The following is a 25,047-nucleotide window of genomic DNA, read 5'->3' on the forward strand; positions in this document are numbered from 1 at the left end:
GGTCCGGTAGTGTTAATGTCACCACCGCACCAGGAGTCCAGCCCTCATCGGGCCGGGCCAGTTCGGTGCCCGGTTTCGTTTTCCGTGGCCACGGTCCTACGGGAGCTCCCCCTCCTGCCTGTCCCTCGTGACGAAACGTGGCTCCCCGAAGCCGATCGGCGTCCTCCCGACGCCGTACCGCGAGAATTCCCGGGGCCCCGAGGACTAACTCCCCGCAGATGATCGTGAGCCCGATCCCGACCGCGCCGGACGCAGTTTCGACGATTCCCGCCGCAAGGCGGACCACCGCACCGGATCCGTACCCGGACCATCAGGGCCCGGGACCCGGGCCGGACAGCACAACCGGTCGCCGCGCCGTATCAAGGCCGACGCCCGCTCCAGGGAAGGACCCTTCGTGAGCGACACCACCGATCTCATGGACCAGGCCGCAGACCAGGCCGGGTCCGCCTCCAGTGACGCCACCGCCGCCGCTCCCCGGCGCCGCCGCGCCGCCGGGGGCGGCCTGAACGGCATGGTGCTGGCGGAGTTGCAGCAGGTTGCCGCCGGTCTCGGGATCAGCGGGACCGGCCGTATGCGCAAGAGCCAGCTCATCGAGGCCATCCAGGCCAAGCAGGGTGGCGGCGAGCAGCCGTCGTCCGCCGAGGCCGCTCCCGCACCGGCCGCCGCCTCGCGCGGCACCCGGGCCGCGAAGGCCGCCGCCGAGGCGGCTGCCGAGGCCCCCGCGCCGGAGGCTCCGGCGGCTGCCGCCGAGGCCGCGCCGGCCGCCGAGGCGGAGGCGCCCACGCGTACCCGCCGGGCCGCCCGCCGCGGCGTCACCGACGTCGCGCAGCAGCAGTCGATCGACATCCCCGGCCAGGCCGCGAACGAGGGCGCGCCGACGACGCGCTCGCGCCGTGCCGAGGCCGCCGAGGACGAGCAGCAGCCCGCCAAGGGCCGCCGGGCCGCCGCCGACCGTGCGGCCGCCGACAAGGACGCCGAGGCGCCCGCCGACGACACGCAGTCGGGTGGCGGACGCGGCGAGGGCGGCGAGCGCGAGAGCCGCCGCGACCGTCGCGAGCGCGGCCAGGGCCGCCGTGAGCGCGGCGACGGCGAAGCGCAGCGCGGCGAGCGCACCGACCGGACCGAGCGTGCCGAACGCGGTGAGCGCGGCGAGCGCGGTGAGCGCTCCGGCCGTGCCGAGCGCGGCAACCGTGCCGACCGTGCCGACCGCGGTGAGCGGGCCGGCGGCGGCGAGCGCGGCGACAACCGCGGCGACAACCTCGGTCCGCAGGACGACGACGACTTCGAGGGCGGCGGCCGCCGGCGCCGGGGCCGTTACCGCGACCGCAACCGTCGCCGCGGCCGTGACGGCTTCGAGGCGAACGAGCCCGTGGTCGCCGACGACGACGTCCTGATCCCCGTCGCGGGCATCCTGGACATCCTCGACAACTACGCCTTCGTGCGGACCTCCGGCTACCTGCCCGGCCCGAACGACGTGTACGTCTCCCTCGCCCAGGTCCGCAAGAACGGCCTGCGCAAGGGCGACGCCATCGTCGGCGCGGTGCGCCAGCCGCGGGACGGCGAGCGCCGCGAGAAGTTCAACGCGCTCGTCCGGCTCGACACCGTCAACGGCTCCGAGCCCGAGCACGCCCGCCAGCGCGCGGACTTCTCCAAGCTGACGCCGCTGTACCCGCAGGAGCGCCTGCGCCTGGAGACCGAGCCGAACATCCTGACGACCCGGATCATCGACCTGGTCGCCCCGATCGGCAAGGGCCAGCGCGGCCTCATCGTCTCGCCGCCCAAGGCCGGCAAGACGATGGTGCTCCAGTCGATCGCCAACGCGATCACGCACAACAACCCCGAGTGCCACCTCATGGTCGTCCTCGTCGACGAGCGGCCCGAAGAGGTCACCGACATGCAGCGCTCGGTCAAGGGCGAGGTCATCTCCTCGACCTTCGACCGGCCGGCCGAGGACCACACGATCGTCGCCGAGCTCGCGATCGAGCGCGCCAAGCGCCTGGTCGAACTGGGCCACGACGTCGTGGTGCTGCTGGACTCGATCACCCGTCTGGGCCGCGCGTACAACCTCGCCGCGCCCGCGTCGGGCCGCATCCTGTCCGGTGGTGTCGACTCGACCGCGCTCTACCCGCCGAAGCGCTTCTTCGGTGCGGCGCGCAACATCGAGAACGGCGGCTCGCTGACCATCCTCGCCACCGCGCTGGTCGAGACCGGCTCGCGCATGGACGAGGTGATCTTCGAGGAGTTCAAGGGCACCGGCAACATGGAGCTCAAGCTCGACCGCAAGCTCGCCGACAAGCGGATCTTCCCGGCGGTGGACGTCGATGCGTCCGGCACCCGCAAGGAGGAGATCCTCATGGCGCCGGAGGAGCTCGCGATCGTGTGGAAGCTGCGCCGCGTGCTGCACGCGCTGGAGCAGCAGCAGGCGATCGAGCTTCTTCAGGACAAGATGAAGAAGACGAAGAGCAACGCCGAGTTCCTCATGCAGATCCAGAAGACGACCCCGATGCCGAACGACTGACGGTCCGTCCGTCGGCCGGTTCCCGGAACCGCCTTCACGACGGAGGGCCTCGCCGACCGCCTCGCGCGGCGGCGGGGCCCTCCGCCTGTGCCCGCGGCCTGTCGCCCACGTGCGCCGCTCATGTGCGTCACGCGTGCGGCAACCGGTGGGCGGGGCACCCGATTTTGGTCGTACCGCCCCCTGCTGGCACACTGGTATGTCGGCCCCGGTTCACGTCCGCCCCTTCCTGATGGTGGCGACCCGGTGCCCTCCCGATTCGTCAAGGAGACCCCTGTGAAGCCCGAGATCCACCCGGAGTACGTGGAGACCGTCGTCTCTTGCACCTGCGGTGCCACGTTCACCACCCACAGCACGGCCACGAGCGGCAAGATCAACGCCGACGTGTGCTCGCAGTGCCACCCGTTCTACACGGGCAAGCAGAAGATCCTCGACACCGGCGGCCGCGTCGCCCGCTTCGAGAAGCGCTTCGGCAAGGGCCCCGGCGCGGGCAGCAAGTAGCGACTTTCGACGCCGGAGGGGCGCGCAGGGCTCGGTCGAGTCCTGCGCACTCCCTCCGGCGTCGTTCGTTTGTCCGCGCCCTTTCGTACGCCGTCACCGCACCGGTCCCGTGCCCCGAGCCGCGCGACCGCTCCCGCACTTCCGTCGTTTCCGGCCCATCCGCACGCTGACCCGCCGCGGTCCACTGACAGGAGCACCCCGTGTTCGAGGCGATGGACGACCTGCTCGCCGAGCACGCCGACCTGGAGCGCCGGCTCGCCGACCCGCAGGTCCACGCCGACCAGGCGCGGGCACGCACCCTCGGGCGCCGGTACGCCGAGCTGAGCCCCATCGTCGACACCTACCGCTCGTGGGTGCAGGCCGGTGACGACATCGCCGCGGCCCGCGAACTCGCCGCCGAGGACCCGGACTTCGCCACCGAGGCGGACGAGCAGGAACTGCGCCGCGAGCAGCTCGCCGAGAAGCTGCGGCACCTCCTGGTCCCGCGCGACCCCGCGGACGACAAGGACGTGATCCTGGAGATCAAGGCCGGCGAGGGCGGCGACGAGTCCGCGCTGTTCGCCGGCGACCTGCTGCGCATGTACCTGCGCTACGCCGAGCGGGCCGGCTGGAAGACCGAGATCATCGACGCCAACGAGTCCGACCTCGGCGGCTACAAGGATGTCTCGGTCGCCGTGAAGGCCAAGGGCGTCCCCGCCCCCGGCGAGGGCGTCTTCGCGCGCCTGAAGTTCGAGGGCGGCGTCCACCGCGTGCAGCGGGTGCCCGCGACCGAGTCGCAGGGCCGCATCCACACCTCCGCCGCCGGCGTGCTGGTGCTGGCCGAGGCCGAGGACGTCGACGTCGAGATCAACCCCAACGACCTGCGCATCGACGTCTACCGCTCGTCCGGCCCGGGCGGCCAGTCGGTCAACACCACCGACTCCGCGGTCCGCATCACGCACCTGCCCACCGGCGTCGTGGCGTCCTGCCAGAACGAGAAGAGCCAGCTCCAGAACAAGGAGCAGGCAATGCGTATCCTGCGATCGCGGCTGCTGGCCGCGGCGCGGGAGGAGGCCGAGAAGGAGGCCGCGGACGCGCGCCGCAGCCAGGTGCGCACGGTCGACCGGTCCGAGCGGATCCGCACGTACAACTTCCCGGAGAACCGGATTTCCGACCACCGGGTGGGCTACAAGGCGTACAACCTCGACCAGGTGCTCGACGGCGACCTCGACGCGGTGGTGCAAGCGTGCGTCGACGCCGACATGGCCGCCAGACTGGCCCACAGCGGCTGACCCGGCGGCGCGTCGGCGGCCCAATCCACGCCTCTACGGCTTCCCCGTGCACACGGGGACTGCGGACGGAGAAAGATGAACCTGCTGCTCGCCGAGGTGGCCCAGGCCACCCTGCGACTGGCCGACGCGGGCGTCCCCTCGCCGCGCTTCGACGCCGAGGAGCTCGCCGCGTACGTGCACGGCGTCAAGCGGGGCGAGTTGCACACCGTCGCCGACGGGGACTTCGACGCGCGGTTCTGGGAGGCGGTGGCGCGCCGGGAGGCGCGGGAGCCGCTGCAGCACATCACCGGGCGGGCGTTCTTCCGCTACCTCGAACTCGAGGTGGGGCCGGGAGTGTTCGTGCCGCGCCCGGAGACCGAGGTGGTCGTGGGCTGGGCCATAGAGGCGCTGCGCGCCATGGACGTCGCCGAGCCGCTGGTCGTGGACCTGTGCACCGGGTCCGGCGCGATCGCGCTCGCGGTGGCGCAGGAGGTGCCGCGGTCCGTGGTGCACGCGGTGGAGCTGGACGAGCGGGCCTTCGCGTTCGCCGCGCGCAACGCCGCCGGGTCGCGGGTGCACCTGCACCAGGGCGACGCGCTCGCCGCGCTGCCGCAGCTGAACGGCACCGTCGACCTGGTGATCAGCAACCCGCCCTACATTCCGCTCGAGGAGTGGGAGAACGTCGCCCCCGAGGCACGTGACCACGACCCCGAGATGGCGTTGTTCTCGGGGCAGGACGGCCTCGACGTGATCCGCGGGCTGTCGCGTACCGCCTACCGCCTGCTGCGTCCGGGAGGCGTCGTGGTGGTCGAGCACGCGGACACCCAGGGCGGCACGGTGCCATGGATCTTCAACGAGGAATCCGGTTGGGTCGACGCCGCGGACCACCGCGACCTCAACAACCGCCCGCGGTTCACGACGGCCCGCAAGGTGGGGGCGTGAGGGCCGGGGGTCCGGGGGTTGCCCCCGGGATGGCACAGCATCAGGAGTCCGGCCGCAAGGGGCCGGTGCACAGTCTGGAGGGACAGTCCCGATGAGCCGACGCTACGACTGCTCCGACACCCTGGACCGCGGGCTGGGGCTGCGCGAGGCGGCCAGTGCCGTGAAGCGGGGCGAGCTGGTGGTCCTGCCGACCGACACGCTCTACGGCATCGGCGGCGACGCGTTCTCCCCGCACGCCGTCAAGGCGCTTCTGGACGCGAAGGGCCGCGGCCGCAACATGCCTTCCCCGGTCCTCGTCGGCTCGCCCACGACCCTGCACGGGCTCGTGACGGGCTTCCCCGAGCTGGGCTGGGAACTGGTCGACGCCTTCTGGCCGGGCGCGCTGACGATCGTCGCGTTCCACCAGCCGTCGCTGCAGTGGGACCTGGGTGAGACGCGCGGCACCGTCGCCGTACGCATGCCGCTGCACCCGGTCGCCATCGAACTGCTGAACGAGACCGGCCCGATGGCGGTCAGCAGCGCCAACCGCTCCGGCAACCCGCCGGCGACGACCGTGGACCAGGCGGTGGACCAGCTCGGCGAGTCCGTCTCCGTGTACCTCGACGGCGGCACCTGCCCGGCGACTGTGCCCTCCTCGATCATCGACCTGACCGCGGGCCGCCCGCGCCTGCTCCGCGAGGGCGCGCTGTCCCTGGAGACCCTGCGCGAAGTCGTGCCCGATTTGGAGGGCGTCAATTGACGCCGTTTCCCCCCGGGTCCGCGATGGCAGGTGCGGGCCCGTTCCGCATCCTGTTCGTCTGCACGGGCAGCATCTGCCGCTCTCCCATCGCGGAGCGGCTGGCGCGGCTGGGCCTGTCGCGGCGGCTGGCGTCGTACGAGTCCGACCGCATCGAGGTGGCGAGCGCCGGCACCTGGGGCCACGAGGGTGCCTCGATGGAGCCGTTCGCGGCCGAGGTGGTGCGCGAGTTCGGCGGCGACCCGGGGGACTTCAAAGGGCGTGAGCTCCAGGACGAGCACGTCGCGGAGGCCGACCTCGTCCTCACCGCGACCCTCGACCACCGGGCGCACGTGGTCTCGATGGGGCACGCGTCGGGCCTGCGTACCTTCACGCTGAAGGAGTTCACCCGTCTGGTCGCCGTCCTGGAGCGTTCCGCGGTGCCCGACGGGGACCTGGTCGAGCGGGGCCGCTTCCTGGTCCGGGCCGCCGCCGCGCTGCGCGGCCGGATGGCCGCTCCCGGGCCGGAGTGGGACGAGGTCGCCGATCCGTACGGTTCGCCGCTGAACGTCTTCCGGGCCTGCGCGTCCGAGATCAACACCGCGATCGACCCCATGTTGACGGCGCTGACGGCGCGCACAGGGATGTGATGTAGGTCTCTCCGACCTACAGTGGAGGGTGCCTCCCTCCGTCCAAAGGAGTTGTGCCATGGGCACGACCGACGTCCCCTTCTGGGGCCCGGACTTTTCGCTGCTCCAGCGGACCGACCCCGACATCGCCGATGTTGTCCTCGGCGAGCTGGCACGCCAGCGGGCCGGACTCCAGCTCATCGCCAGCGAGAACTTCACGTCACCCGCTGTGCTCGCCGTGCTCGGCAGCACGCTGTCGAACAAGTACGCCGAGGGGTATCCCGGGAGGCGTTACTACGGCGGCTGCGCCCAGGTCGACCGCGCCGAGGAGATCGGTCTGCGCCGGGCCCGCGAGCTGTTCGGCGCCGAGCACGCCAACCTCCAGCCGCACTCGGGCGCGTCGGCGAACCTCGCGGCGTACGCGGCGCTGCTCGTCCCCGGCGACACGGTGCTCGCGATGTCGCTCCCGCACGGCGGTCACCTGACCCACGGTTCGCGGGTGAACTTCTCCGGACGCTGGTTCGGCACGGTCGCCTACGGCGTGCGCGAAAAGGACGAAACGATCGACTACGACCAGGTCAGGGACCTGGCGTTGCGGCACCGGCCGAAGATGCTGATCTGCGGCGCGACGGCCTATCCGCGACTTGTCGACTTCGCGCTCTTTCGAGAAATCGCCGACGAAGTGGGCGCCTACCTGGTCGTCGACGCGGCGCACTTCATCGGCCTGGTGGCCGGGGGCGCGGTTCCGTCGCCCGTTCCCTACGCAGATGTCGTCACATGTACGACGCACAAGGTTCTGCGCGGCCCACGCGGCGGCATGATCCTGTGCCGCGAGGAGTTGGCCGAGCGAATCGACAAAGCGGTCTTCCCCTTCTGTCAGGGCGGTCCGCTCATGCACGCCGTCGCGGCCAAGGCGGTCGCGTTGCGCGAGGCCGCGCAACCGGCTTTCGCGTCGTACGCACGCCAGGTCGTCGCCAACGCCCAGGCCCTCGCGGCCGGCCTGGAGGCGGAGGGCATGCGCGCGGTCTCCGGTGGCACCGACACCCACCTCGCGCTGCTCGACCTGCGCGGCCTCGGGGTCAGCGGCCGCGACGCGGAGACGCGCTGCGAACGGGCCGGCATCACGCTGAACAAGAACGCCATCCCGTTCGACCCGGCGAAGCCGATGATCGCGTCCGGCATCCGGGTGGGCACCCCCGCGGTGACCACCCAGGGGATGACGGAGGGTGACATGAAGGAGATCGCGACGTTGGTCGGGAGGGCGGTGCGGGACACCGACGGCAGCGCGGCGCGGGACATCGCGGCGGTGGTCGCGGACCTGGTCGCGACGCATCCGGCGTACCCCGAGCGGTGAACCGGCGGGGCGGTTCGCAGCGTCTGTCCTTGTGTCGGACGCTTCGTCCGTCGCCGGGTCGGTCGGGGCGCGTCGGTCCGTGGGGGCGCAGTGCCCCTGACGGAGCAACCCGCCTCCGAAGATAAGGGCGCCCTGAAGGGCGAGTGCCGGAACGGTGGTTCTATCGTGAGCGCAGAGCGCGCGGGGGCGGATGTGGCGTCTGCGGCGCGCGGTGCCGGTGGCCCGCAGGGTGTCCACTGTGCGATCGTTTCCCGCCGGGAAGTCGATGACCTCTAGTGTGCTGCGTGTGCGGCGAAATGCAGAGTCCGGGGACGGTGGCTGAGTCTTGCGCGAGTACCTGCTGACGCTGTTTGTCTCGGCAGCAGTCACGTACCTGCTCACCGGCGCCGTACGACGCTTCGCGATCGCCGCCGGGGCGATGCCCGAGATCCGCGCGCGCGACGTGCACAAGGAGCCGACGCCCCGCCTCGGTGGCATGGCGATGTTCGGCGGCCTGTGCGCGGGCCTGCTGATCGCCCGTCAACTGCCCGGCATGGAAGTCGTGTTCACCGACTCGACCGACGTACAGGCGTTGCTGTCCGGCTGCGCGCTGATCTGTCTGCTGGGTGTCATCGACGACAAGTGGGGCGTCGACGCCGTCATCAAGCTGCTCGGCCAGGCCCTCGCGGCCGGCGTCATGGTGTGGCAGGGCATCGTCATCCTGTGGCTGCCGATCCCGGGCCACGGCACCTACAGCCTGAGCCCCACGCAGGGCGCGATCCTGACCATCGCGGTCGTCGTGATCACCATCAACGCGGTGAACTTCGTCGACGGGCTCGACGGTCTCGCGGCCGGCATGGTGTGCATCGCGGGCCTGGCGTTCTTCGCGTACGCGTACCGGCTCTGGTTCGGCTACGGCATCGACGGTGCGGCCGCGCCCACGATGTTCACCGCGTTGTTGATCGGTGTTTGTGCGGGCTTCCTGCCGCACAACCTGCACCCCGCGCGCATCTTCATGGGCGACTCGGGCTCGATGCTGATCGGCCTGATGCTCGCCGCCGCGGCGATCACCCTCACCGGCCGTCTCGATCCCGACGTGATCTCCGCGCAAAGTGGCTCACAGACGTTCGCGACGCACAAGTTGGTGCCCGTCTACATTCCGCTGGTGCTGCCGTTCGCGGTGCTGATCGTGCCGCTGATCGACCTTGTGATGGCCGTCACGCGGCGTGGCTGGGCGGGCCAGTCGCCGTTCGCCGCGGACAAGGGCCACCTGCACCACCGGCTCCTGGAGATCGGCCACTCGCACAGCCGGGCCGTCATGATCATGTACTTCTGGTCCGGCCTGATCGCGTCGTTCACCGTGCTCATCTCGGTGCGCCCGGCCCGCCGCCCCATCGTGTACGCGGGGCTCGGCTTCATGGCGCTCGGCCTGATCGTGCTGCTGCTCCCGTGGTTCCGCCCGCATGTGCCGCGCTGGTTGTACGCCGTGGTCCCGCCCCGCTACCGTGGCCGGGGCCGCCGGAGGGCCGCCGACGGGGAGCAGGACATAGCTCACGACGCCCTCCGCAATATGGACGAAGCAGACGAACAGCCTTGGCATGAGCGGGAATCGGCCACTCGGCCGGTAGCGCGAAGCGGCTCACGGGCCCAGAGGGGACCGCTGTGAGGTTGGGCACAGGGCTGGGTAAAGCTCTGCTCAAATAGTTTGTGATACCGTTCACGAACCAGGCATTAAGGGCCGATGGACCCAGGGGAGTCAAGCTCAGACTCCCGCCAACTGCCGTAAGTCCGGGGGACGTCGACCCCAAGGCCGTCCTGGTGAGACCCCAGCACCCCCCGACTCTTGCCGGAGACACCGACATGCAGGCCAATGACGCACGGCTTCTGCGCGGCTCGGCCATCCCCACGGCCGCCGTCGCGATCGTCGCGATGATCGTGGGCACGATTGTCGCCGGAACCGAGGGACTCATCGGCGCGGCCTTCGCGTCCGCCGTCGTCCTCGTCTTCTTCTCGCTGGGCCAGATCGCCATCGGAAAGATCACCAACGGGAATCCGTTCATGATCATGAACATGGCGATGCTGACCTATCTCGCCCAGGTGGGCGGCGTGGCGATCCTGCTCTTCGCGTTCGCCGACGCCACCTGGTTCGACACCAAGGTCTTCGCCCTGGTGATCCTCGCCGCGACCCTCGTGTGGATCGCCGCGCAGGTCCGCGTCTTCAGCAAACTGAAGATCGCGTACGTCGAACCGGACGGGAAACGATGACGTATGACACGGCGCGTTCTCCCCGCGTTCACCGGCGTTCCCAAGATCGACGGCCCGGGTGCGGTAACCCCGGGGGCCGCCTGCTATCGTCCGGTGCGTCATGAGCGAGAGTGGACGATCGAGCGGTCCGGAAAGTTCCCGGGACAGGGGACCGAAGGACGGCGGTCTCACCGATGCCGCGTGGTCGAGCATCAGCTACATCCTTGGCGGGATGGCCTTCTACGGAGGGCTGGGCTGGCTGATCGACCGGTGGACGGGACACTCCACGCTGTTCCTGCCGATCGGCGTGATCGTCGGAGTCGCTCTGGCCCTGGTTCTTGTGTATTTCCGCCACGGCAGGTCCTGACCGGGCCCTGCTGCGTGCCGCTCCGCGGTCCCGCACCGCGCCGACACACTGAGGTTGCCGTAAAGATGCTTCACGACGAAGGAGTCGATGGTGGCTGCCGCTGACGTCGAGCTCGCCAGCAGCTGTCACCTGTTTGACGCCGGCTGCGGCTTCCCCTCGCCCGGGCTGAACATCTACGAGTTCAAGCCGATCTTCTCGATCGGCAGCTTCGACTTCACCAAGCCGATGCTGCTCTGCCTGATCTCGGTGCTCATCGTGGTCGGCTTCTTCTGGAGCGCGTTCGCGAAGCCCAAGCTGGTGCCGCGCGGTGTCCAGAACGTCGGCGAGCTGGGCTACCTGTTCGTCCGCGACCAGATCTCCCGCGAGACGATCGGCAAGAAGGGCGACCACTTCGTCCCCTTCCTGGTCTCGATCTTCTTCTTCGTGTGGATCATGAACCTGATGTCGATCATTCCGATCGCGCAGTTCCCGGTCACCTCGCGGATCGCCTTCCCGGCCTCGATCGTCGGCATGGTGTGGCTCACGTACATGTACCTGGGCATCAAGCACCAGGGCTTCGTGGGCTACTTCAAGAACATGATGTTCCCGCCCGGTCTGCCGAAGTGGCTGTACTTCCTCCTCGCGCCGATCGAGTTCCTGTCGAACGTCATCGTCCGGCCCTTCACCCTGGCCGTCCGGCTCTTCGCCAACATGTTCGCCGGCCACATGCTGATCGTGACCTTCAGCGTCGCGGCCTGGTACCTGCTCGGCCCGACCATCGGCGCCCTGTACTCGGCGACCTCGTTCATCGTGGTCGTGGCGCTGGTCGCCTTCGAGCTGCTGATCCAGGGGCTGCAGGCGTACATCATCACGCTCCTGACCGCCTCGTACATCTCCAGCTCGCTCGAAGCCGAGCACTGAGAGACACCAGACCATCCCCTCCTCAACCGTCGTCCGGTGGAAAGTCCACCGGCCTCGAAAAAAGGAAAGCCCCAATGCTTCTCGCTGAAGTTACCGGCAGCCTCGGCTCCATCGGTTACGGCCTCGCGGCGATCGGCCCCGGCGTCGGCATCGGCATCATCTTCGGTAACGGTGTCCAGGCGATGGCCCGCCAGCCGGAGGCCACCGGCCTCATCCGCCAGAACATGCTGCTCGGCTTCGCGCTCGCCGAGGCCCTGGCCCTCATCGGCGTCGTCATGCCGTTCGTCTTCGGTAAGTGACGCTTCACTTCCCAACGGAGGTTCCCACCGTGATCTACCTCGCCAGCGGCGAAGAGGAGATGAACCCTCTTCTCCCGCCGCTCGACGAAATCATCATCGGTGGCGTGGCGTTCCTCATCGTCTTCTTCTTCCTCGGCAAGGTCCTCCTGCCGAAGATCAAGAAGACGCTGGAAGAGCGTACGGACGCCATCGAGGGCGGCCTTGCTCGTGCGGAAGAGGCCCAGGCGGAAGCCCAGGCCGAGCTCGAGCGCTACCGCGCCCAGCTGATCGACGCCCGTCGCGAAGCAGGCCGCCTCACCGAGGACGCCCGTGAGCAGGGTGCCGCGGCACTCTCCGAGATGCGCGCCGAAGGCGCCCGCATCAAGGACGAGATCGTCGCGTCCGGCCACGCGCAGATCGAGGCCGACCGCAAGCAGGCCTCCACGGTGCTGCGGCAGGACATCGGCAAGCTGGCCACCGAACTGGCCGGCCGCATCGTCGGCGAATCGCTCGAGGACGAGGCGCGTCAGCGCCGCATCGTCGACCGCTTCCTCGACGAGCTCGACGCGCGTGCCGCCGAAGGCACCTCTGCCCAGACCTCCGGGCAGGTGCGCTGATGCAGGGCGCCAGCCGGGATTCGATCGCCGCGGCGCGTGAGCGCCTCGACGCGCTCGCGCAGTCGACGGGCGCCGATATGCCGGTGCTCGCCGAGGACCTGCACTCCGTCGTGCTGTTGCTCGACCGCACGGTGGTCCTGCGTCGGGTCCTGACGGACCCGGCGCGGTCCGGGGAGTCACGGGCCGCCTTCCTGGCCCAGCTCCTCGACGGACAGATCGGCGGCGAGACCGCCGATCTGCTCGGCGGCCTGGTCCGGGCGCGCTGGTCGCGCCCGCGTGACCTGGTCGACGCGATCGACGAACTGTCGATCGAGGCCGAGCTCATCGGGGCGGACCGGGACGGTTCCCTCGACGACCTCGAGGACGAGCTGTTCCGCTTCGGCCGCATCGTGGCCGGACAGCGCGAGCTGCGGTCCACGCTCGCCGACCCGTCCATCACGGACGGTCGCAAGGCCGAGCTGGTCTCCGGACTGCTGGAGGGACGGGTCCGGCCCGTCACCCGGCGCCTGGTGACCCGCCTGGTCGCACACCCGCGGAGCCGTAGCCTGGAAGCGGGACTCGAGGCGTACGCCCGGCTCGCCGCCGAGCGTCGGCGCCGGGTGGTCGCCCTGGTCACGGTGGCCCTGCCCCTCACCGAGGAGCAGAACACCCGCCTGGCGGCGGCCCTCGGCCGGATCTACGGCCGGCAGGTGCACCTCAACGTCGAGATCGACGCGGAGGTCATCGGGGGCGTCCGAGTGCAGATCGGTGACGACGTCATCGACGGCACCGTGGCCACCCGCCTCGAAGAGGCCGGGCGGCGACTGGTCCGTTGACCGCGCGGTCGACGAGCAGCGTAAACGACAGACAGCAGCATCGCGGTTCCGAGATCGCCGTCACCGACGGCGGACCGTAACCCCACCACCTAGGAGAGCAGGGACACCAGATGGCGGAGCTCACGATCCGGCCGGAGGAGATCCGGGACGCGCTGGAGCGCTTCGTCGACTCGTACGAGCCGGACACGGCGTCGCGCGAGGAAGTCGGCACGGTCAGCGAGTGCATGGACGGCATCGCCAAGGTCGAGGGCCTGCCCTCGGTCATGGCCAACGAACTCCTGAAGTTCGAGGACGGCACCCTCGGCCTCGCGCTGAACCTCGACGTCCGCGAGATCGGTGTCGTCATCCTCGGTGACTTCAGCTCGATCGAAGAGGGCCAGACGGTCCGCCGGACGGGCGAGGTCCTGTCGGTGCCGGTCGGCGACGGCTACCTCGGCCGCGTGGTCGACCCCCTCGGCAACCCGATCGACGGCAAGGGCGAGATCGAGAGCGAGGGCCGCCGCGCCCTCGAACTCCAGGCCCCCGGCGTCATGATGCGCAAGTCGGTCCACGAGCCGATGCAGACCGGCATCAAGGCGATCGACTCGATGACCCCGATCGGCCGCGGTCAGCGCCAGCTGATCATCGGCGACCGCCAGACCGGCAAGACCGCGGTCTGCGTCGACACGATCATCAACCAGGTCCAGAACTGGAAGTCGGGCGACCCGAAGAAGCAGGTCCGCTGCATCTACGTCGCCATCGGCCAGAAGGGCTCGACGATCGCGGGCGTGCGCCGCTCGCTCGAAGAGGCCGGCGCGATGGAGTACACCACCATCGTCGCGGCCCCCGCGTCCGACCCGGCCGGCTTCAAGTACCTGTCGCCGTACACCGGTTCGGCCATCGGCCAGCACTGGATGTACCAGGGCAAGCACGTCTTGATCGTCTTCGACGACCTGACCAAGCAGGCCGAGGCGTACCGCGCCGTGTCGCTGCTGCTGCGCCGCCCGCCGGGCCGCGAGGCGTACCCCGGTGACGTCTTCTACCTGCACTCCCGTCTGCTGGAGCGCTGCGCGAAGCTGTCCGACGACCTCGGCGCGGGCTCGATGACCGGTCTGCCGATCATCGAGACCAAGGCGAACGACGTGTCGGCGTACATCCCGACCAACGTCATCTCCATCACCGACGGCCAGTGCTTCCTGGAGTCGGACCTGTTCAACCAGGGTGTCCGCCCGGCGGTCAACGTCGGTATCTCGGTCTCCCGCGTCGGTGGCTCGGCCCAGACCAAGGCCATGAAGTCGGTCTCCGGCCAGCTGCGTCTGTCGCTCGCCCAGTACCGCGAGCTGGAGGCGTTCGCCGCCTTCGGCTCCGACCTGGACGCCGCGTCGAAGTCCTCGCTGGAGCGCGGCGCGCGCATGGTCGAGCTGCTCAAGCAGGGCCAGTACTCGCCGTTCCCGATGGAGGAGCAGGTCGTCTCCATCTGGGCCGGCACCACCGGCCGCCTGGACGACGTCCCGGTCGAGGAGATCCGCCGCTTCGAGCGTGAGTTCCTGGACAACCTGCGCATCTCGCGCAAGGAGATCCTGACCACCATCGCGGAGACCGGCAAGCTCGAGGACTCCACGATCGAGTCGATGATCGACGCCCTCGCCGCGTTCAAGCAGACCTACACCCTGGCCGACGGCTCGCCGCTGGTCACGGATGTCGCGGTCGAGAGCATGGACAAGGACGAGGTCGGTCAGGAGACCATCAAGCGCCACGTCAAGTCCGGCAACTGAGAACGGAGAGACCTGACCCATGGGAGCCCAACTTCGGGTCTACCGGCGTCGGATCCGTTCCGTGTCGGCGACCAAGAAGATCACGCGCGCCCAGGAGCTCATCGCGGCGTCGCGGATCGTCAAGGCGCAGCAGCGCGTCGCGGCGGCGAAGCCGTACGCCGACGAGCTGACCCGCGCCGTCTCCGCGGTCGCCACCTTCTCCAACGCGAAGCACCCGCTGACCGAGGCGAAGCCGGGCGCGAGCCGTGCCGCGGTGCTGCTGGTCACGAGTGACCGCGGTTTCGCGGGCGCGTACAACTCCAGTGCCATCAAGGCCGCCGAGCAGCTCATCGAGCTGCTCAGCGGTGAGGGCAAGGACGTGGACCGGTTCGTCATCGGTGCCAAGGGCATCGGCTACAACCGGTTCCGCGGCCGCGACCTCGCGGGCGAGTGGAGCGGGTTCTCCGACAACCCGGAGTACACCGACGCGAAGAAGGTGGCCGGCGCGTTGATCGACGCGTTCGTCCTGCCGACGGAGGACGGCGGTGTGGACGAGATCCACATCGTCAGCACCGAGTTCGAGTCCATGCTGACGCAGAACGCGGTCGCGAAGCGGGTGCTCCCGCTCGTGGTCGAGGACTCGTACGAGGAGCCGTCCGGCGGCGCCTTCCCGCTCTACGAGTTCGAGCCTTCGGCCGCGGGGGTGCTCGACGCCCTGCTGCCGCGGTACGTCGAGAGCCGCATCTACAACGCCCTGCTCCAGTCCGCCGCCTCCGAGCACGCGGCCCGGCGCAAGGCGATGAAGTCGGCGACCGAGAACGCCGAAGAGCTCATCCGTACTTTGACGCGGCTTGCGAACAACGCCCGTCAGGCCGAGATCACCAACGAAATCAGCGAGATCGTCGGCGGCGCGGACGCCCTGGCCGACGCGACCGCGGGGAGTGAATGAGAATGACTGCCACTGCAACGCCGGCCCTGGCCACGGGCCGGGTCGCCCGGGTCATCGGCCCGGTCGTCGACGTGGAGTTCCCCGTCGACGCGATGCCGGAGATGTTCAACGCGCTGCACGTCACGGTCGACCTGACCGGTCAGGGCGAGGGTGAGGGCGAGGGCAAGAAGCTCCTCACCCTGGAGGTCGCCCAGCACCTCGCGGACGGCATGGTCCGCGCGATCTCGATGCAGCCGACCGACGGCCTGACCCGCGGTTCGATCGTGTCCGACACCGGCTCGGCCATCTCCGTGCCGGTCGGCGACGGCACCAAGGGCGTGGTGTTCAACGCCCTCGGCGAGCCGCTGAACGTGCCGAAGTCGGAGTTCACGGTCACCGAGCGCTGGCCGATCCACCGCAAGGCCCCGGCCTTCGACCAGCTCGACTCGAAGACCGAGATGTTCGAGACCGGCGTCAAGGTCATCGACCTGCTGACCCCGTACGTCAAGGGCGGCAAGATCGGTCTCTTCGGTGGTGCGGGCGTCGGCAAGACGGTCCTCATCCAGGAGATGATCGTCCGTGTCGCGCGCAACCACGACGGTGTGTCGGTGTTCGCGGGCGTCGGCGAGCGTACCCGTGAGGGCAACGACCTCATCGACGAGATGAAGGAATCGAACGTTCTGGACAAGACCGCGCTGGTCTTCGGCCAGATGGACGAGCCGCCGGGCACCCGCCTGCGCGTCGCCCTGTCGGGTCTGACCATGGCGGAGTACTTCCGCGACGTGCAGAAGCAGGACGTGCTTCTGTTCATCGACAACATCTTCCGCTTCACGCAGGCCGGTTCCGAGGTCTCCACGCTGCTCGGCCGCATGCCGTCGGCGGTCGGCTACCAGCCCACGCTGGCGGACGAGATGGGTGTGCTCCAGGAGCGCATCACCTCGACCCGCGGTCACTCGATCACCTCGATGCAGGCGATCTACGTCCCCGCGGACGACCTGACCGACCCGGCCCCGGCCACGACGTTCGCGCACCTCGACGCCACGACGGTGCTCTCGCGACCGATCTCGGAGCTCGGCATCTACCCGGCCGTGGACCCGCTGGACTCGTCGTCCCGCATCCTCGACCCGCGGTACATCTCGCAGGAGCACTACGACTGCGCGACCCGCGTCAAGGGGATCCTGCAGAAGTACAAGGACCTGCAGGACATCATCGCGATCCTCGGTATCGACGAGCTCTCGGAAGAGGACAAGCTCGTCGTGCACCGCGCGCGTCGCATCCAGCGGTTCCTGTCGCAGAACACCCACGTCGCGAAGCAGTTCACCGGTCTCGACGGATCGGACGTCCCGCTCTCCGAGACGATCGAGGCGTTCAACGCGATCGCGGACGGCAAGTACGACCACGCCCCGGAGCAGGCGTTCTTCATGCTCGGCGGTCTCGACGACCTCGAGAAGAAGATCGCCGAGCTCGCCAAGGGCTGAGGCGGCACGTTGTGAGGCGCGAGGGGCGGTCCGGTACGGGCCGTCCCTCGCCCTACGCGGACGGCATCCGTTCTTGGGGCGGGTTCCGTGCGCACCGCGACTCGCCTTCGGGCGGGTCCGTCGCGGACCCGGATTCGCCTCCGGGCGGGCCGGATTCGCCCAGGCGGGCCCGGCGGCCGCGGTCCCGGTTGGAATCGGGGTCCGCGGGACCGATATTCTGACAGCATCCCGCTCCGGAGATCCGGTGCCGGGACACGGGCAGGCGCGCGGCGTCCGTCCGTACGACCTGAGGAGCCACGTTGGCTGAGCTGCACGTCGAGCTGGTCGCGGCCGACCGCAAGGTGTGGTCGGGCGAGGCCACGATCGTGGTCGCCCGGACCTCCGATGGCGACACCGGTATCCAGCCCGGACACACCCCGGTCCTCGGAGTGCTCCAGTCCGGCCCGGTGACCATCCGCCAGGCGGACGGCACCACCATCGTCGCCGCGGTCCACGGCGGCTTCGTCTCGTACGCGAACAACGAACTGTCGCTGCTCGCGGAGATCGTCGAGCTCGCCGACGAGATCGACGTCGCCCGTGCCCAGCGCGCTCTCGAGCGGGCCGGTCACGAGAAGGACCTCGCCGCCGAGCGCCGGGCGGACACGCGCCTGCGCGTCGCCGGCGTAGGCGTCGGGCACTGACGCCGGAACGCCGGAACGAACCCAGGCGTCGGCCGAGACCGGTACGCGGAACACGAGGAGGTCTGACGAGATGGTCCTCGTGCTGCTGATTGTGGTCGTGGCCGTCGTCGTGGCGACCGCCGCCGCGATCGGCGCGTTCGCCGTACGGCGCCGACTGGTCCAACGTCCCGGCGGGACGTTCGACTGTTCGCTGCGCCGTCTGCCAGATGTACGCGCCGCCTCCCCGGACGACGGGGAGGCGGGGCCCGCCGCGGCGTCGTCCGGGAGCTCGGTCCCGGAGGGCGCCGCTGCTGATTCCCCCGGACTTGCCGGAGCCGCGGGTCCGTCGGCCGCCGGGGAGTCCGGCGGCGACGCGGAGCCGCCGCTCGCGGTGCCGCCCCTGGACCACGGCAAGGGCTGGGTGTTCGGCATCGCGCGGTACAACGGGGACCGCATCGAGTGGTTCCGGGTCTTCTCCTACTCCCCGCGCCCGCGCCGGGTGCTGGAGCGCCACGACATCGTGGTCATCGAACGCCGCCTGCCGGTGGGCCAGGAGGAACTGGCACTGCTCGCCGGGTCGGTGGTGCTGGTCTGTAGCCACAACGGCGTGCTGCTCGAACTCGCGATGAGCGAGGACGCGCTGACGGGGTTCCTGGCCTGGCTCGAGGCCGCCCCGCCCGGTCAGCGCGTCAACGTCGCCTAGGCAGGTCGCCTACGCGGTGTCCTCCGACACGGCCGAACCGCGGCTCAACGGTTCGCGCCGGGCACCCACAGGACGTCGCCCTGCTCGCGGTTGGCGTGCCGGGCGAGGATGAACAGCAGGTCGGACAGCCGGTTCAGGTACTTCGCGGTGAGCGGGTTCATGGTCTCGCCATGCGTCTCCAGGGCCGCCCAGGTGCTGCGCTCGGCGCGGCGGGCGACCGTGCGGGCCTGGTGCAGCAGGGCCGCGCCGGGGGTGCCGCCGTTGAGGATGAAGCTGCGCAGCTTCGGGAGTTCCTCGTTGTAGCGGTCGCACGCCGCCTCCAGGGCGTCCACGTACGACTCCTCGACGCGGAGCGGCGGGTACTTCGGGTCCGGCACGATCGGCGTGCACAGGTCCGCGCCCACGTCGAACAGGTCGTTCTGGATGCGGGTCAGGAGGGCGACCACGTCCTCCTCCAACGCGCCCGTCGCCAGGGCGACTCCGATGACCGAGTTCGTCTCGTCGACGTCGGCGTACGCGGCGAGCCGGAGGTCGTTCTTGGACGTACGGCTCATGTCCCCGAGCGCCGTCGTGCCGTCGTCGCCGGTGCGCGTGTAGATGCGTGTCAGATTGACCATGCGCCCAAACCTACGCGGCGTGTCAGCAAATGAACGCGGGGGTGTCACCAGGTTGCGACATGCGTTCGGTGGGGCTCGTGTGAGCCCATACGATGCCGTGATGGACAGGTTCCGGGTGACCGGCGGGGCGAGGCTCGCCGGCGAGGTGCGTATCACGGGCGCGAAGAACAGCGCGCTCAAGCTCATGGCCGCCGCATTGCTGGCGGAGGGGGAGACCACCCTTGAGGAGGTCCCCCGGATCCTCGACGTGCAGATCATGAGCGAACTGCTGCGCCGCCTCGGCTGCGTGGTCGAGGGGGAGACCAGTGGGACGGTGCGCATCGACGTGCCGGCGTCGCCGGGGTACGAGGCGGACTACGACCTCGTGCGCAGCATGCGCGCGTCCATCTGCGTCCTGGGGCCGCTGCTCGCCCGCTGCGGCGAGGTTCACGTGGCGTTCCCGGGCGGCGACGCGATCGGCTCGCGCGGGCTCGACATGCACATAGACGGGCTCGTCAAGCTCGGTGCGACGGTCGAGAACGAGCACGGCTACCTGATCGCGAAGGCCCCCAAGGGCCTGGTCGGGACGCCGGTGTGGCTGGACTTCCCCAGCGTCGGCGCGACCGAGAACATCCTCATGGCGGCGGTGCTGGCGAAGGGCACCACGGTCATCGACAACGCCGCGCGCGAGCCGGAGATCGTCGACATCTGCACGATGCTGACGGAGATGGGCGCGAAGATCGAGGGCGCGGGCAGTTCGACGATCGAGATCCACGGGGTCGAGGGCCTTTCGCCGATCGTGCACCGCACGGTGCCGGACCGGATCGTGGCGGGGACCTTCGCGGTGGCCGCGGCGGTGACGCACGGGGACGTGACGGTGCGCAACGCGCGGCCGGAGCACCTGGAGATCGCCCTCGACAAGCTGACGGTGTCGGGCGCCTCGGTCACCTCGACCGACGACGGCTTCCGTGTCGTGATGGACCGGCGGCCGGGGGCGGTCGACGTGGTGACGCTGCCGTACCCGGGGTTCGCGACGGACATGCAGCCGCAGTTCGCGGTGCTCAACGCGGTCTCGGACGGGCACGCGATGATCACCGAGAACATCTTCGAGGCGCGCTTCGTCTTCCTCCAGGAACTGCTGCGCCTGGGGGCGTCGATCCGCACGGACGGCCACCACGCCATCGTGCGCGGCGTCGACCGGCTCTCCGGCGCCCCGGTGCTGGCGACGGACGTGCGGGCGGGTGCGGGGCTGGTGCTGGCGGGTCTGGTCGCGGACGGCGAGACGCTGGTGAGCGGGGTGCACCACATCGACCGCGGCTACGACGACCTGGTGAACCAGATCACCGCGTTGGGCGGCTCGGTCCTACGTGAGCCGGAGCCCGAGTCGCGCTTCTGAGGGCCGCGTACGGCCATCTGATGGCCCGTCAGTTGAATTGCGGGGGTGGGGGCCGCCGTCAGTCCGGATAGCGCGTCAGGGCCAGCCTGGCGGCCTCCTCGTCCGGCGGCCACACCATCACCCGCAGGCCGTCGGTGGTCTCGACGAGGGTGCAGCGGATCCCGTCCGTGGTCAGGGCGCGGCACAGGCGCCTGCCGTGGGTCCGGTCGGCGGGCGAGGCGACGGCGACGAGCAGGCCGTAGTCGTCTTCCGTACCCTGCTTCGGCACGCGCGGGACGAGCGAGTGCCCGCGCCCGAAGGCCCAGCGCAGCAGCAGGACGAGCACCGCCATGACGGCCAGTCCCACCAGCGGCGTGAGCAGGTACGAACGGTCCATTTCGCCTCCCCTCCAAGACTGCCGCACCAGGCCTGCGAGGTACCAGCGGCGTCGGCCGATCGAGTGGCCGTTACCCTCGCGAGGAGGAGTGCCCGTCAGCGCAGGCAGGATCGTATCCGCGGCCGTGCGAGCGACGGGGGCACGTTCGCATGTACGAGAGAGGTTCGACGTGACGAAGAAGATCGCCGTCATCGGTGCCGGGCTCATGGGAGCCGGCATCGCCCAGGTGTCGGCCCAGGCCGGGTACGAGGTCACGCTGCGCGACGTCACCGACGCCGCGCTGGAGCGCGCACAGGGCGGCATCCGCTCCTCGTACGAGAAGTTCGTCGCCAAGGGCAGGATGTCCGCCGAGGACGCCGAGGCGGCCCTCGCGCGGCTCACCGTGACGACCGACCTCGAGGCGGTCGCGGACGCGGACCTGGTCGTCGAGGCGGTCTTCGAGAAGATCGAGATCAAGCAGGAGGTGTTCCGCGAGCTGGACCGGGTGGCCAAGGACGGCGCGGTGCTGGCGTCCAACACCTCGGCGCTCCCGATCACCCAGATCGCGGCCGTGACCTCGCGTCCCGAGCAGGTCGTGGGCACGCACTTCTTCTCGCCCGTCCCGCTGATGCAGCTGTGCGAACTGGTGCGCGGCTACAAGACGTCCGACGAGACGCTGGCGGTGGCGCGGGCGTTCGCCGAGGGCGTCGGCAAGACCTGCATCGTGGTCAACCGCGACGTCGCGGGCTTCGTGACGACGCGCCTGATCACCGCGCTGACCACGGAGGCCGTACGCCTGTACGAGGCGGGCGTCGCGACCGCGGAGGACATCGACGTCGCGTGCAAGCTGGGCTTCGGCCACGCGATGGGCCCGCTCGCGACCATCGACCTGACCGGCGTCGACATCATGCGCAATGCGACCGGCAACATCTACGAGGAGACGAAGGACGAGAAGTTCGCCCCGCCGGAGCTGCTGAACCGCATGGTCACCGCGGGCGACCTCGGCCGGAAGAGCGGCAAGGGCTTCTACTCGTACGAGTGAGCCGTCCGGTGATCCGCCGCGATTGATCCGCGTGAATTCCACAAGGTCAGTTTGCGCGGAACTGCCTTGTGGCAGATGAGATGTAGGCGACACGTCGGCGAAGGCCGGTCCGGGAATGATTCCGGACCGGCCTTTGTCGCTGAAAGGGGTGAATTTCCTCAAGAATTTGGAGCAATCGGCAACCCCGATGGTCTGATGAGGAATCAAAAGAATACGAGAGACCCTGCGAGCAGTCCCGATCGGAGGAGGCGGCATGCATGTCTGGGGCGACGACCGCGAACTGCACCTGCGCGGCACGTTGGACGTCCACTCCGCGGCGGACGTCCGGCAGCGCGTGCACGCCGCCGTCGACGGGGCCGACGGCGATTTCGTGCTGGACGTCTCCGGAGTCGACGCGCTCGACGCCACCGGCTTGGGCCTCATTGTCGCCATACACCGCCGGGCCGGCCGCCGAGAACGCCGCTTCGTCCTGCGCGGCGTGACACCCCCCGTGCACCGCGTCCTGGTCATCACCCGCCTGCACCGAATCCTCGCCCTGGAAAACGCCATCGCCGCCTGACAGCGTCCGGGAGCAGCCGCCCGCGACACTCCGGGGCCGCCGACGGGGCGGAGGCCGACCTTGGGGGCCGTCCTGGGGCCGTCACGAGGGCCGCGAACGGGCTTGGTGCCACATTCCGGTGGAGGGCGAGCCGCGGCGGGGCCGACAGTTTGTCAGGTGGGGGGTCCGATATGTGGCGGGGCACACTCTGCCCAAGCTCCATTACCCGTCAGTACACTCCGAGGTAAGCAGGGCCGCGCCGGGTGCGGCGCGCGCCGGACCCCAGAGGATGTGCGGGGCCGGTAGCCGTCGCGGCCGTCGGGGCCCGGAACCCTCCCGGAGGTCCCCCGTGGCGAGCCAGACGCCCTCAGCTCAGCCTTCCCCCGACCGGCCGACGCGTGACCGCCCTTGGGTCATGCGTACGTACGCGGGCCACTCCTCGGCCAAGGAGTCGAACTCCCTCTACCGGCGCAACCTGGCCAAGGGTCAGACCGGCCTGTCCGTCGCGTTCGACCTGCCGACGCAGACCGGGTACGACCCGGACCACGAACTCGCCCGCGGCGAGGTCGGCAAGGTCGGCGTACCGGTCTCGCACATCGGCGACATGCGGCAGCTCTTCGACGGCATCCCCCTGGAGGGGATGAACACGTCGATGACCATCAACGCGGTCGCGCTGTGGATGCTCGCGCTGTACCAGGTCGCGGCGGAGGAGCAGGGCGCGGACATCGCCAAGCTCAACGGGACCACGCAGAACGACATCATCAAGGAGTACCTGTCGCGGGGGACGTACGTGTTCCCGCCGGGGCCGTCGCTGAAGCTGATCACCGACACGGTGGCGTACACCGTCTCGAACATCCCGAAGTGGAACCCGATAAACATCTGCAGCTACCACCTGCAGGAGGCCGGGGCCACGCCGGTGCAGGAGATCGCGTACGCGATGTGCACGGCGATCGCGGTGCTGGACGCGGTGCGCGACAGCGGGCAGGTGCCGCAGGAGCGCATGGGCGAGGTCGTGCAGCGCATCTCCTTCTTCGTGAACGCCGGTGTGCGTTTCGTCGAGGAGATGTGCAAGATGCGGGCGTTCGTCGAGTTGTGGGATGAACTGACGCGCGAGCGCTACGGCGTGCAGGACGCCAAGCAGCGCCGGTTCCGCTACGGCGTGCAGGTCAACTCGCTCGGTCTGACCGAGGCGCAGCCCGAGAACAACGTGCAGCGGATCGTGCTGGAGATGCTCGCGGTGACGCTGTCCAAGGACGCGCGGGCGAGGGCGGTGCAGCTGCCGGCGTGGAACGAGGCACTGGGACTGCCGCGTCCGTGGGACCAGCAGTGGTCGCTGCGCATCCAGCAGGTGCTCGCCTATGAGTCGGACCTGCTGGAGTACGACGACATCTTCACCGGCTCGGTTGTCGTCGAGCGCAAGGTCGCCGAACTCGTCGCGGGCGCCAAGGCGGAGATCGACCGCGTGCAGGCGATGGGCGGCGCGGTCGCGGCCATCGAGTCGGGCTACATGAAGTCGCAGCTGGTCGGCTCGCACGCGGCCCGCCGCGCGCGCATCGAGGGCGGCGACGAAATCGTCGTGGGCGTGAACAAGTTCGAGACGACAGAGCCGAACCCGCTGACGGCCGACCTGGACACGGCGATCTTCGTACCGGACGCGGCGGTGGAGTCGGCGGCGGCCGAGGCCGTGCGTGCCTGGCGTGCGGAGCGCGACCAGGCCGCGGCGGACGCGGCACTCGACCGGCTGCGCGTGGACGCGCGGGCGTGGAAGGCGACCGGCACCAACGCCGCCGTGAACCTGATGCCGGCGACGCTGGAGTGCGTACGGGCCGGTGTCACGACGGGTGAGTGGGCGGGGGCGCTGCGCGACGAGTTCGGCGAGTACCGGGCGCCCACCGGGGTCTCCGGGGTGGTCGGCGTGCAGGAGGGCGGCGCGGAACTGACCGCCGTACGCGAGGCGGTGCGCACGACCGGTGAGGAACTCGGCGGCCGCCTGCGCCTGTTGGTCGGAAAGCCCGGGCTGGACGGGCACTCCAACGGGGCGGAGCAGATCGCCGTGCGGGCCCGCGACGTCGGGTTCGAGGTCGTCTACCAGGGCATCCGGCTCACGCCGGCGCAGATCGTGGCGGCGGCGGTCGAGGAGGACGTGCACTGCGTGGGGCTGTCGATCCTCTCGGGCTCGCACCTCGAACTGATCCCCGACGTCCTGGAGCGCATGCGCGCGGCGGGCCTCGACGACGTTCCCGTGGTGGTCGGCGGCATCATTCCGGCGGCCGACGAGACCGCGCTGCTCGCGCAGGGCGTCGCCGCGGTCTTCACGCCCAAGGACTTCGGCATCACGGAGATCATGGGCCGCATCGTCGCGGAGATCCGGAAGGCCAACGATTTGGCGGTGTGATGCCGCGTGTTCGGCGTGTTCGGCGTGTTCGGCGTGTTCGGCGTGTTCGGCGTGTTCGGCGTGTTCGGGCGCCGACGTCGGTGGCGGCCCCGTGGCGCGTTCCCGACCACGGAACGTG

The 25,047-nt window shown here is 70.0% G+C and carries 25 protein-coding genes; 23 read left to right on the forward strand and 2 right to left on the reverse strand.

The window, feature by feature from the left end; translation table 11 throughout:
* Positions 1–394: 394 nt before the first annotated feature.
* From rho to AB0C36_RS43175, 19 genes are all read left to right on the forward strand, one after another.
* A complete protein-coding gene (rho, locus tag AB0C36_RS01650; RefSeq protein WP_358347612.1) occupies positions 395–2,518 on the forward strand; it encodes a transcription termination factor Rho in 2,124 nt (707 codons plus the stop codon).
* A 273-nt stretch (positions 2,519–2,791) separates the two neighbouring features.
* Entirely contained in the window at positions 2,792–3,016 is a 225-nt protein-coding gene (rpmE, locus tag AB0C36_RS01655) for a 50S ribosomal protein L31 (RefSeq protein ID WP_358347614.1), read from the forward strand.
* Between the two features lie 200 nt (positions 3,017–3,216).
* The gene (prfA, locus tag AB0C36_RS01660; protein ID WP_358347616.1) at positions 3,217–4,287 is read left to right on the forward strand and encodes a peptide chain release factor 1; all 1,071 of its coding nucleotides are present in this window, start codon (positions 3,217–3,219) and stop codon (positions 4,285–4,287) included.
* A gap of 75 nt (positions 4,288–4,362) precedes the next feature.
* Positions 4,363–5,208, forward strand: coding sequence for a peptide chain release factor N(5)-glutamine methyltransferase (gene prmC, locus AB0C36_RS01665; RefSeq protein ID WP_358347619.1), 846 nt, complete (start codon positions 4,363–4,365; stop codon positions 5,206–5,208).
* 91 nt (positions 5,209–5,299) lie between these two features.
* The gene (locus AB0C36_RS01670) at positions 5,300–5,947 is read left to right on the forward strand and encodes an L-threonylcarbamoyladenylate synthase (protein ID WP_358347621.1); all 648 of its coding nucleotides are present in this window, start codon (positions 5,300–5,302) and stop codon (positions 5,945–5,947) included.
* A gap of 23 nt (positions 5,948–5,970) precedes the next feature.
* Positions 5,971–6,573 carry an arsenate reductase/protein-tyrosine-phosphatase family protein gene (locus AB0C36_RS01675; protein ID WP_358347680.1) on the forward strand — a complete coding sequence of 201 codons (603 nt, stop codon included), beginning with the start codon at positions 5,971–5,973 and terminating at the stop codon, positions 6,571–6,573.
* Between the two features lie 58 nt (positions 6,574–6,631).
* Entirely contained in the window at positions 6,632–7,906 is a 1,275-nt protein-coding gene (gene glyA, locus AB0C36_RS01680; protein ID WP_358347623.1) for a serine hydroxymethyltransferase, read from the forward strand.
* A 325-nt stretch (positions 7,907–8,231) separates the two neighbouring features.
* Entirely contained in the window at positions 8,232–9,551 is a 1,320-nt protein-coding gene (locus tag AB0C36_RS01685) for an MraY family glycosyltransferase (RefSeq protein WP_358347626.1), read from the forward strand.
* A 194-nt stretch (positions 9,552–9,745) separates the two neighbouring features.
* Positions 9,746–10,150 (forward strand): Cg1360 family ATP-synthase-associated protein, encoded by a 405-nt coding sequence (locus tag AB0C36_RS01690; protein WP_358347629.1) that lies wholly within the window; start codon positions 9,746–9,748, stop codon positions 10,148–10,150.
* Between the two features lie 100 nt (positions 10,151–10,250).
* A complete protein-coding gene (locus AB0C36_RS01695; RefSeq protein WP_358347632.1) occupies positions 10,251–10,496 on the forward strand; it encodes an AtpZ/AtpI family protein in 246 nt (81 codons plus the stop codon).
* A gap of 87 nt (positions 10,497–10,583) precedes the next feature.
* Positions 10,584–11,396: a F0F1 ATP synthase subunit A gene (atpB, locus tag AB0C36_RS01700; protein WP_358347634.1), complete on the forward strand. Its 813-nt coding sequence runs from the start codon at positions 10,584–10,586 to the stop codon at positions 11,394–11,396.
* Between the two features lie 74 nt (positions 11,397–11,470).
* Positions 11,471–11,695, forward strand: coding sequence for an ATP synthase F0 subunit C (gene atpE, locus AB0C36_RS01705; protein WP_345673097.1), 225 nt, complete (start codon positions 11,471–11,473; stop codon positions 11,693–11,695).
* Between the two features lie 29 nt (positions 11,696–11,724).
* Positions 11,725–12,291, forward strand: a complete 567-nt coding sequence (locus tag AB0C36_RS01710) for a F0F1 ATP synthase subunit B (protein ID WP_358347637.1) — start codon at positions 11,725–11,727, stop codon at positions 12,289–12,291.
* A complete protein-coding gene (locus tag AB0C36_RS01715) occupies positions 12,291–13,106 on the forward strand; it encodes a F0F1 ATP synthase subunit delta (protein ID WP_358347640.1) in 816 nt (271 codons plus the stop codon). The genes AB0C36_RS01710 and AB0C36_RS01715 overlap by 1 nt, the downstream gene beginning before the upstream one ends.
* 110 nt (positions 13,107–13,216) lie before the next feature.
* Positions 13,217–14,860: a F0F1 ATP synthase subunit alpha gene (gene atpA / locus AB0C36_RS01720; RefSeq protein WP_358347642.1), complete on the forward strand. Its 1,644-nt coding sequence runs from the start codon at positions 13,217–13,219 to the stop codon at positions 14,858–14,860.
* A gap of 19 nt (positions 14,861–14,879) precedes the next feature.
* Positions 14,880–15,788: a F0F1 ATP synthase subunit gamma gene (locus AB0C36_RS01725; RefSeq protein WP_358347645.1), complete on the forward strand. Its 909-nt coding sequence runs from the start codon at positions 14,880–14,882 to the stop codon at positions 15,786–15,788.
* Positions 15,789–15,790: 2 nt separating this feature from the next.
* Positions 15,791–17,245: a F0F1 ATP synthase subunit beta gene (atpD, locus tag AB0C36_RS01730; RefSeq protein WP_358347648.1), complete on the forward strand. Its 1,455-nt coding sequence runs from the start codon at positions 15,791–15,793 to the stop codon at positions 17,243–17,245.
* Positions 17,246–17,544: 299 nt separating this feature from the next.
* Positions 17,545–17,925 (forward strand): F0F1 ATP synthase subunit epsilon, encoded by a 381-nt coding sequence (locus tag AB0C36_RS01735; protein WP_358347651.1) that lies wholly within the window; start codon positions 17,545–17,547, stop codon positions 17,923–17,925.
* A gap of 70 nt (positions 17,926–17,995) precedes the next feature.
* On the forward strand, positions 17,996–18,607 hold the full coding sequence (locus tag AB0C36_RS43175; RefSeq protein WP_435838959.1) for a DUF2550 domain-containing protein: 612 nt from the start codon (positions 17,996–17,998) through the stop codon (positions 18,605–18,607).
* 44 nt (positions 18,608–18,651) lie between these two features.
* Here AB0C36_RS43175 and AB0C36_RS01745 read toward each other — a convergent pair whose 3' ends face one another.
* Positions 18,652–19,224, reverse strand: coding sequence for a cob(I)yrinic acid a,c-diamide adenosyltransferase (locus tag AB0C36_RS01745; protein WP_358347654.1), 573 nt, complete (start codon positions 19,222–19,224; stop codon positions 18,652–18,654).
* Positions 19,225–19,324: 100 nt separating this feature from the next.
* Here AB0C36_RS01745 and murA point away from each other — a divergent pair, with 100 nt between their 5' ends.
* Positions 19,325–20,599: a UDP-N-acetylglucosamine 1-carboxyvinyltransferase gene (gene murA / locus AB0C36_RS01750; protein ID WP_358347656.1), complete on the forward strand. Its 1,275-nt coding sequence runs from the start codon at positions 19,325–19,327 to the stop codon at positions 20,597–20,599.
* 58 nt (positions 20,600–20,657) lie between these two features.
* On the opposite strand, the gene AB0C36_RS01755 is transcribed toward murA, so the two are convergent.
* Positions 20,658–20,975: a hypothetical protein gene (locus AB0C36_RS01755; RefSeq protein ID WP_358347659.1), complete on the reverse strand. Its 318-nt coding sequence runs from the start codon at positions 20,973–20,975 to the stop codon at positions 20,658–20,660.
* A 169-nt stretch (positions 20,976–21,144) separates the two neighbouring features.
* Between AB0C36_RS01755 and AB0C36_RS01760 the strand changes: the two genes are divergently transcribed.
* The 3 genes from AB0C36_RS01760 to AB0C36_RS01770 all read left to right on the forward strand — a co-directional run bounded on the left by AB0C36_RS01760 (position 21,145) and on the right by AB0C36_RS01770 (position 24,929).
* Positions 21,145–21,996: a 3-hydroxyacyl-CoA dehydrogenase family protein gene (locus AB0C36_RS01760; protein WP_358347661.1), complete on the forward strand. Its 852-nt coding sequence runs from the start codon at positions 21,145–21,147 to the stop codon at positions 21,994–21,996.
* A gap of 253 nt (positions 21,997–22,249) precedes the next feature.
* Positions 22,250–22,555 carry an STAS domain-containing protein gene (locus AB0C36_RS01765; RefSeq protein ID WP_358347663.1) on the forward strand — a complete coding sequence of 102 codons (306 nt, stop codon included), beginning with the start codon at positions 22,250–22,252 and terminating at the stop codon, positions 22,553–22,555.
* Between the two features lie 394 nt (positions 22,556–22,949).
* A complete protein-coding gene (locus AB0C36_RS01770; RefSeq protein ID WP_435838960.1) occupies positions 22,950–24,929 on the forward strand; it encodes a protein meaA in 1,980 nt (659 codons plus the stop codon).
* Positions 24,930–25,047: the final 118 nt, after the last annotated feature.

It is taken from the genome of Streptodolium elevatio (assembly GCF_040649515.1).
Lineage (GTDB): Bacteria > Actinomycetota > Actinomycetes > Streptomycetales > Streptomycetaceae > Yinghuangia > Yinghuangia elevatio.

Coding starts and splice junctions, on each gene's coding strand:
- prmC (WP_358347619.1), top strand. CDS start 4,363: ATGAACCTGCTGCTCGCCGAGGTGGCCCAGGCCACCCTGCGACTGGCC.
- AB0C36_RS01670 (WP_358347621.1), top strand. CDS start 5,300: ATGAGCCGACGCTACGACTGCTCCGACACCCTGGACCGCGGGCTGGGG.
- AB0C36_RS01675 (WP_358347680.1), top strand. CDS start 5,971: ATGGCAGGTGCGGGCCCGTTCCGCATCCTGTTCGTCTGCACGGGCAGC.
- glyA (WP_358347623.1), top strand. CDS start 6,632: ATGGGCACGACCGACGTCCCCTTCTGGGGCCCGGACTTTTCGCTGCTC.
- AB0C36_RS01690 (WP_358347629.1), top strand. CDS start 9,746: ATGCAGGCCAATGACGCACGGCTTCTGCGCGGCTCGGCCATCCCCACG.
- AB0C36_RS01695 (WP_358347632.1), top strand. CDS start 10,251: ATGAGCGAGAGTGGACGATCGAGCGGTCCGGAAAGTTCCCGGGACAGG.
- atpB (WP_358347634.1), top strand. CDS start 10,584: ATGGTGGCTGCCGCTGACGTCGAGCTCGCCAGCAGCTGTCACCTGTTT.
- atpE (WP_345673097.1), top strand. CDS start 11,471: ATGCTTCTCGCTGAAGTTACCGGCAGCCTCGGCTCCATCGGTTACGGC.
- AB0C36_RS01715 (WP_358347640.1), top strand. CDS start 12,291: ATGCAGGGCGCCAGCCGGGATTCGATCGCCGCGGCGCGTGAGCGCCTC.
- atpA (WP_358347642.1), top strand. CDS start 13,217: ATGGCGGAGCTCACGATCCGGCCGGAGGAGATCCGGGACGCGCTGGAG.
- AB0C36_RS01725 (WP_358347645.1), top strand. CDS start 14,880: ATGGGAGCCCAACTTCGGGTCTACCGGCGTCGGATCCGTTCCGTGTCG.
- atpD (WP_358347648.1), top strand. CDS start 15,791: ATGACTGCCACTGCAACGCCGGCCCTGGCCACGGGCCGGGTCGCCCGG.
- AB0C36_RS43175 (WP_435838959.1), top strand. CDS start 17,996: ATGGTCCTCGTGCTGCTGATTGTGGTCGTGGCCGTCGTCGTGGCGACC.
- AB0C36_RS01745 (WP_358347654.1), bottom strand. CDS start 19,224: ATGGTCAATCTGACACGCATCTACACGCGCACCGGCGACGACGGCACG.
- murA (WP_358347656.1), top strand. CDS start 19,325: ATGGACAGGTTCCGGGTGACCGGCGGGGCGAGGCTCGCCGGCGAGGTG.
- AB0C36_RS01755 (WP_358347659.1), bottom strand. CDS start 20,975: ATGGACCGTTCGTACCTGCTCACGCCGCTGGTGGGACTGGCCGTCATG.
- AB0C36_RS01765 (WP_358347663.1), top strand. CDS start 22,250: ATGCATGTCTGGGGCGACGACCGCGAACTGCACCTGCGCGGCACGTTG.
- AB0C36_RS01770 (WP_435838960.1), top strand. CDS start 22,950: ATGCGTACGTACGCGGGCCACTCCTCGGCCAAGGAGTCGAACTCCCTC.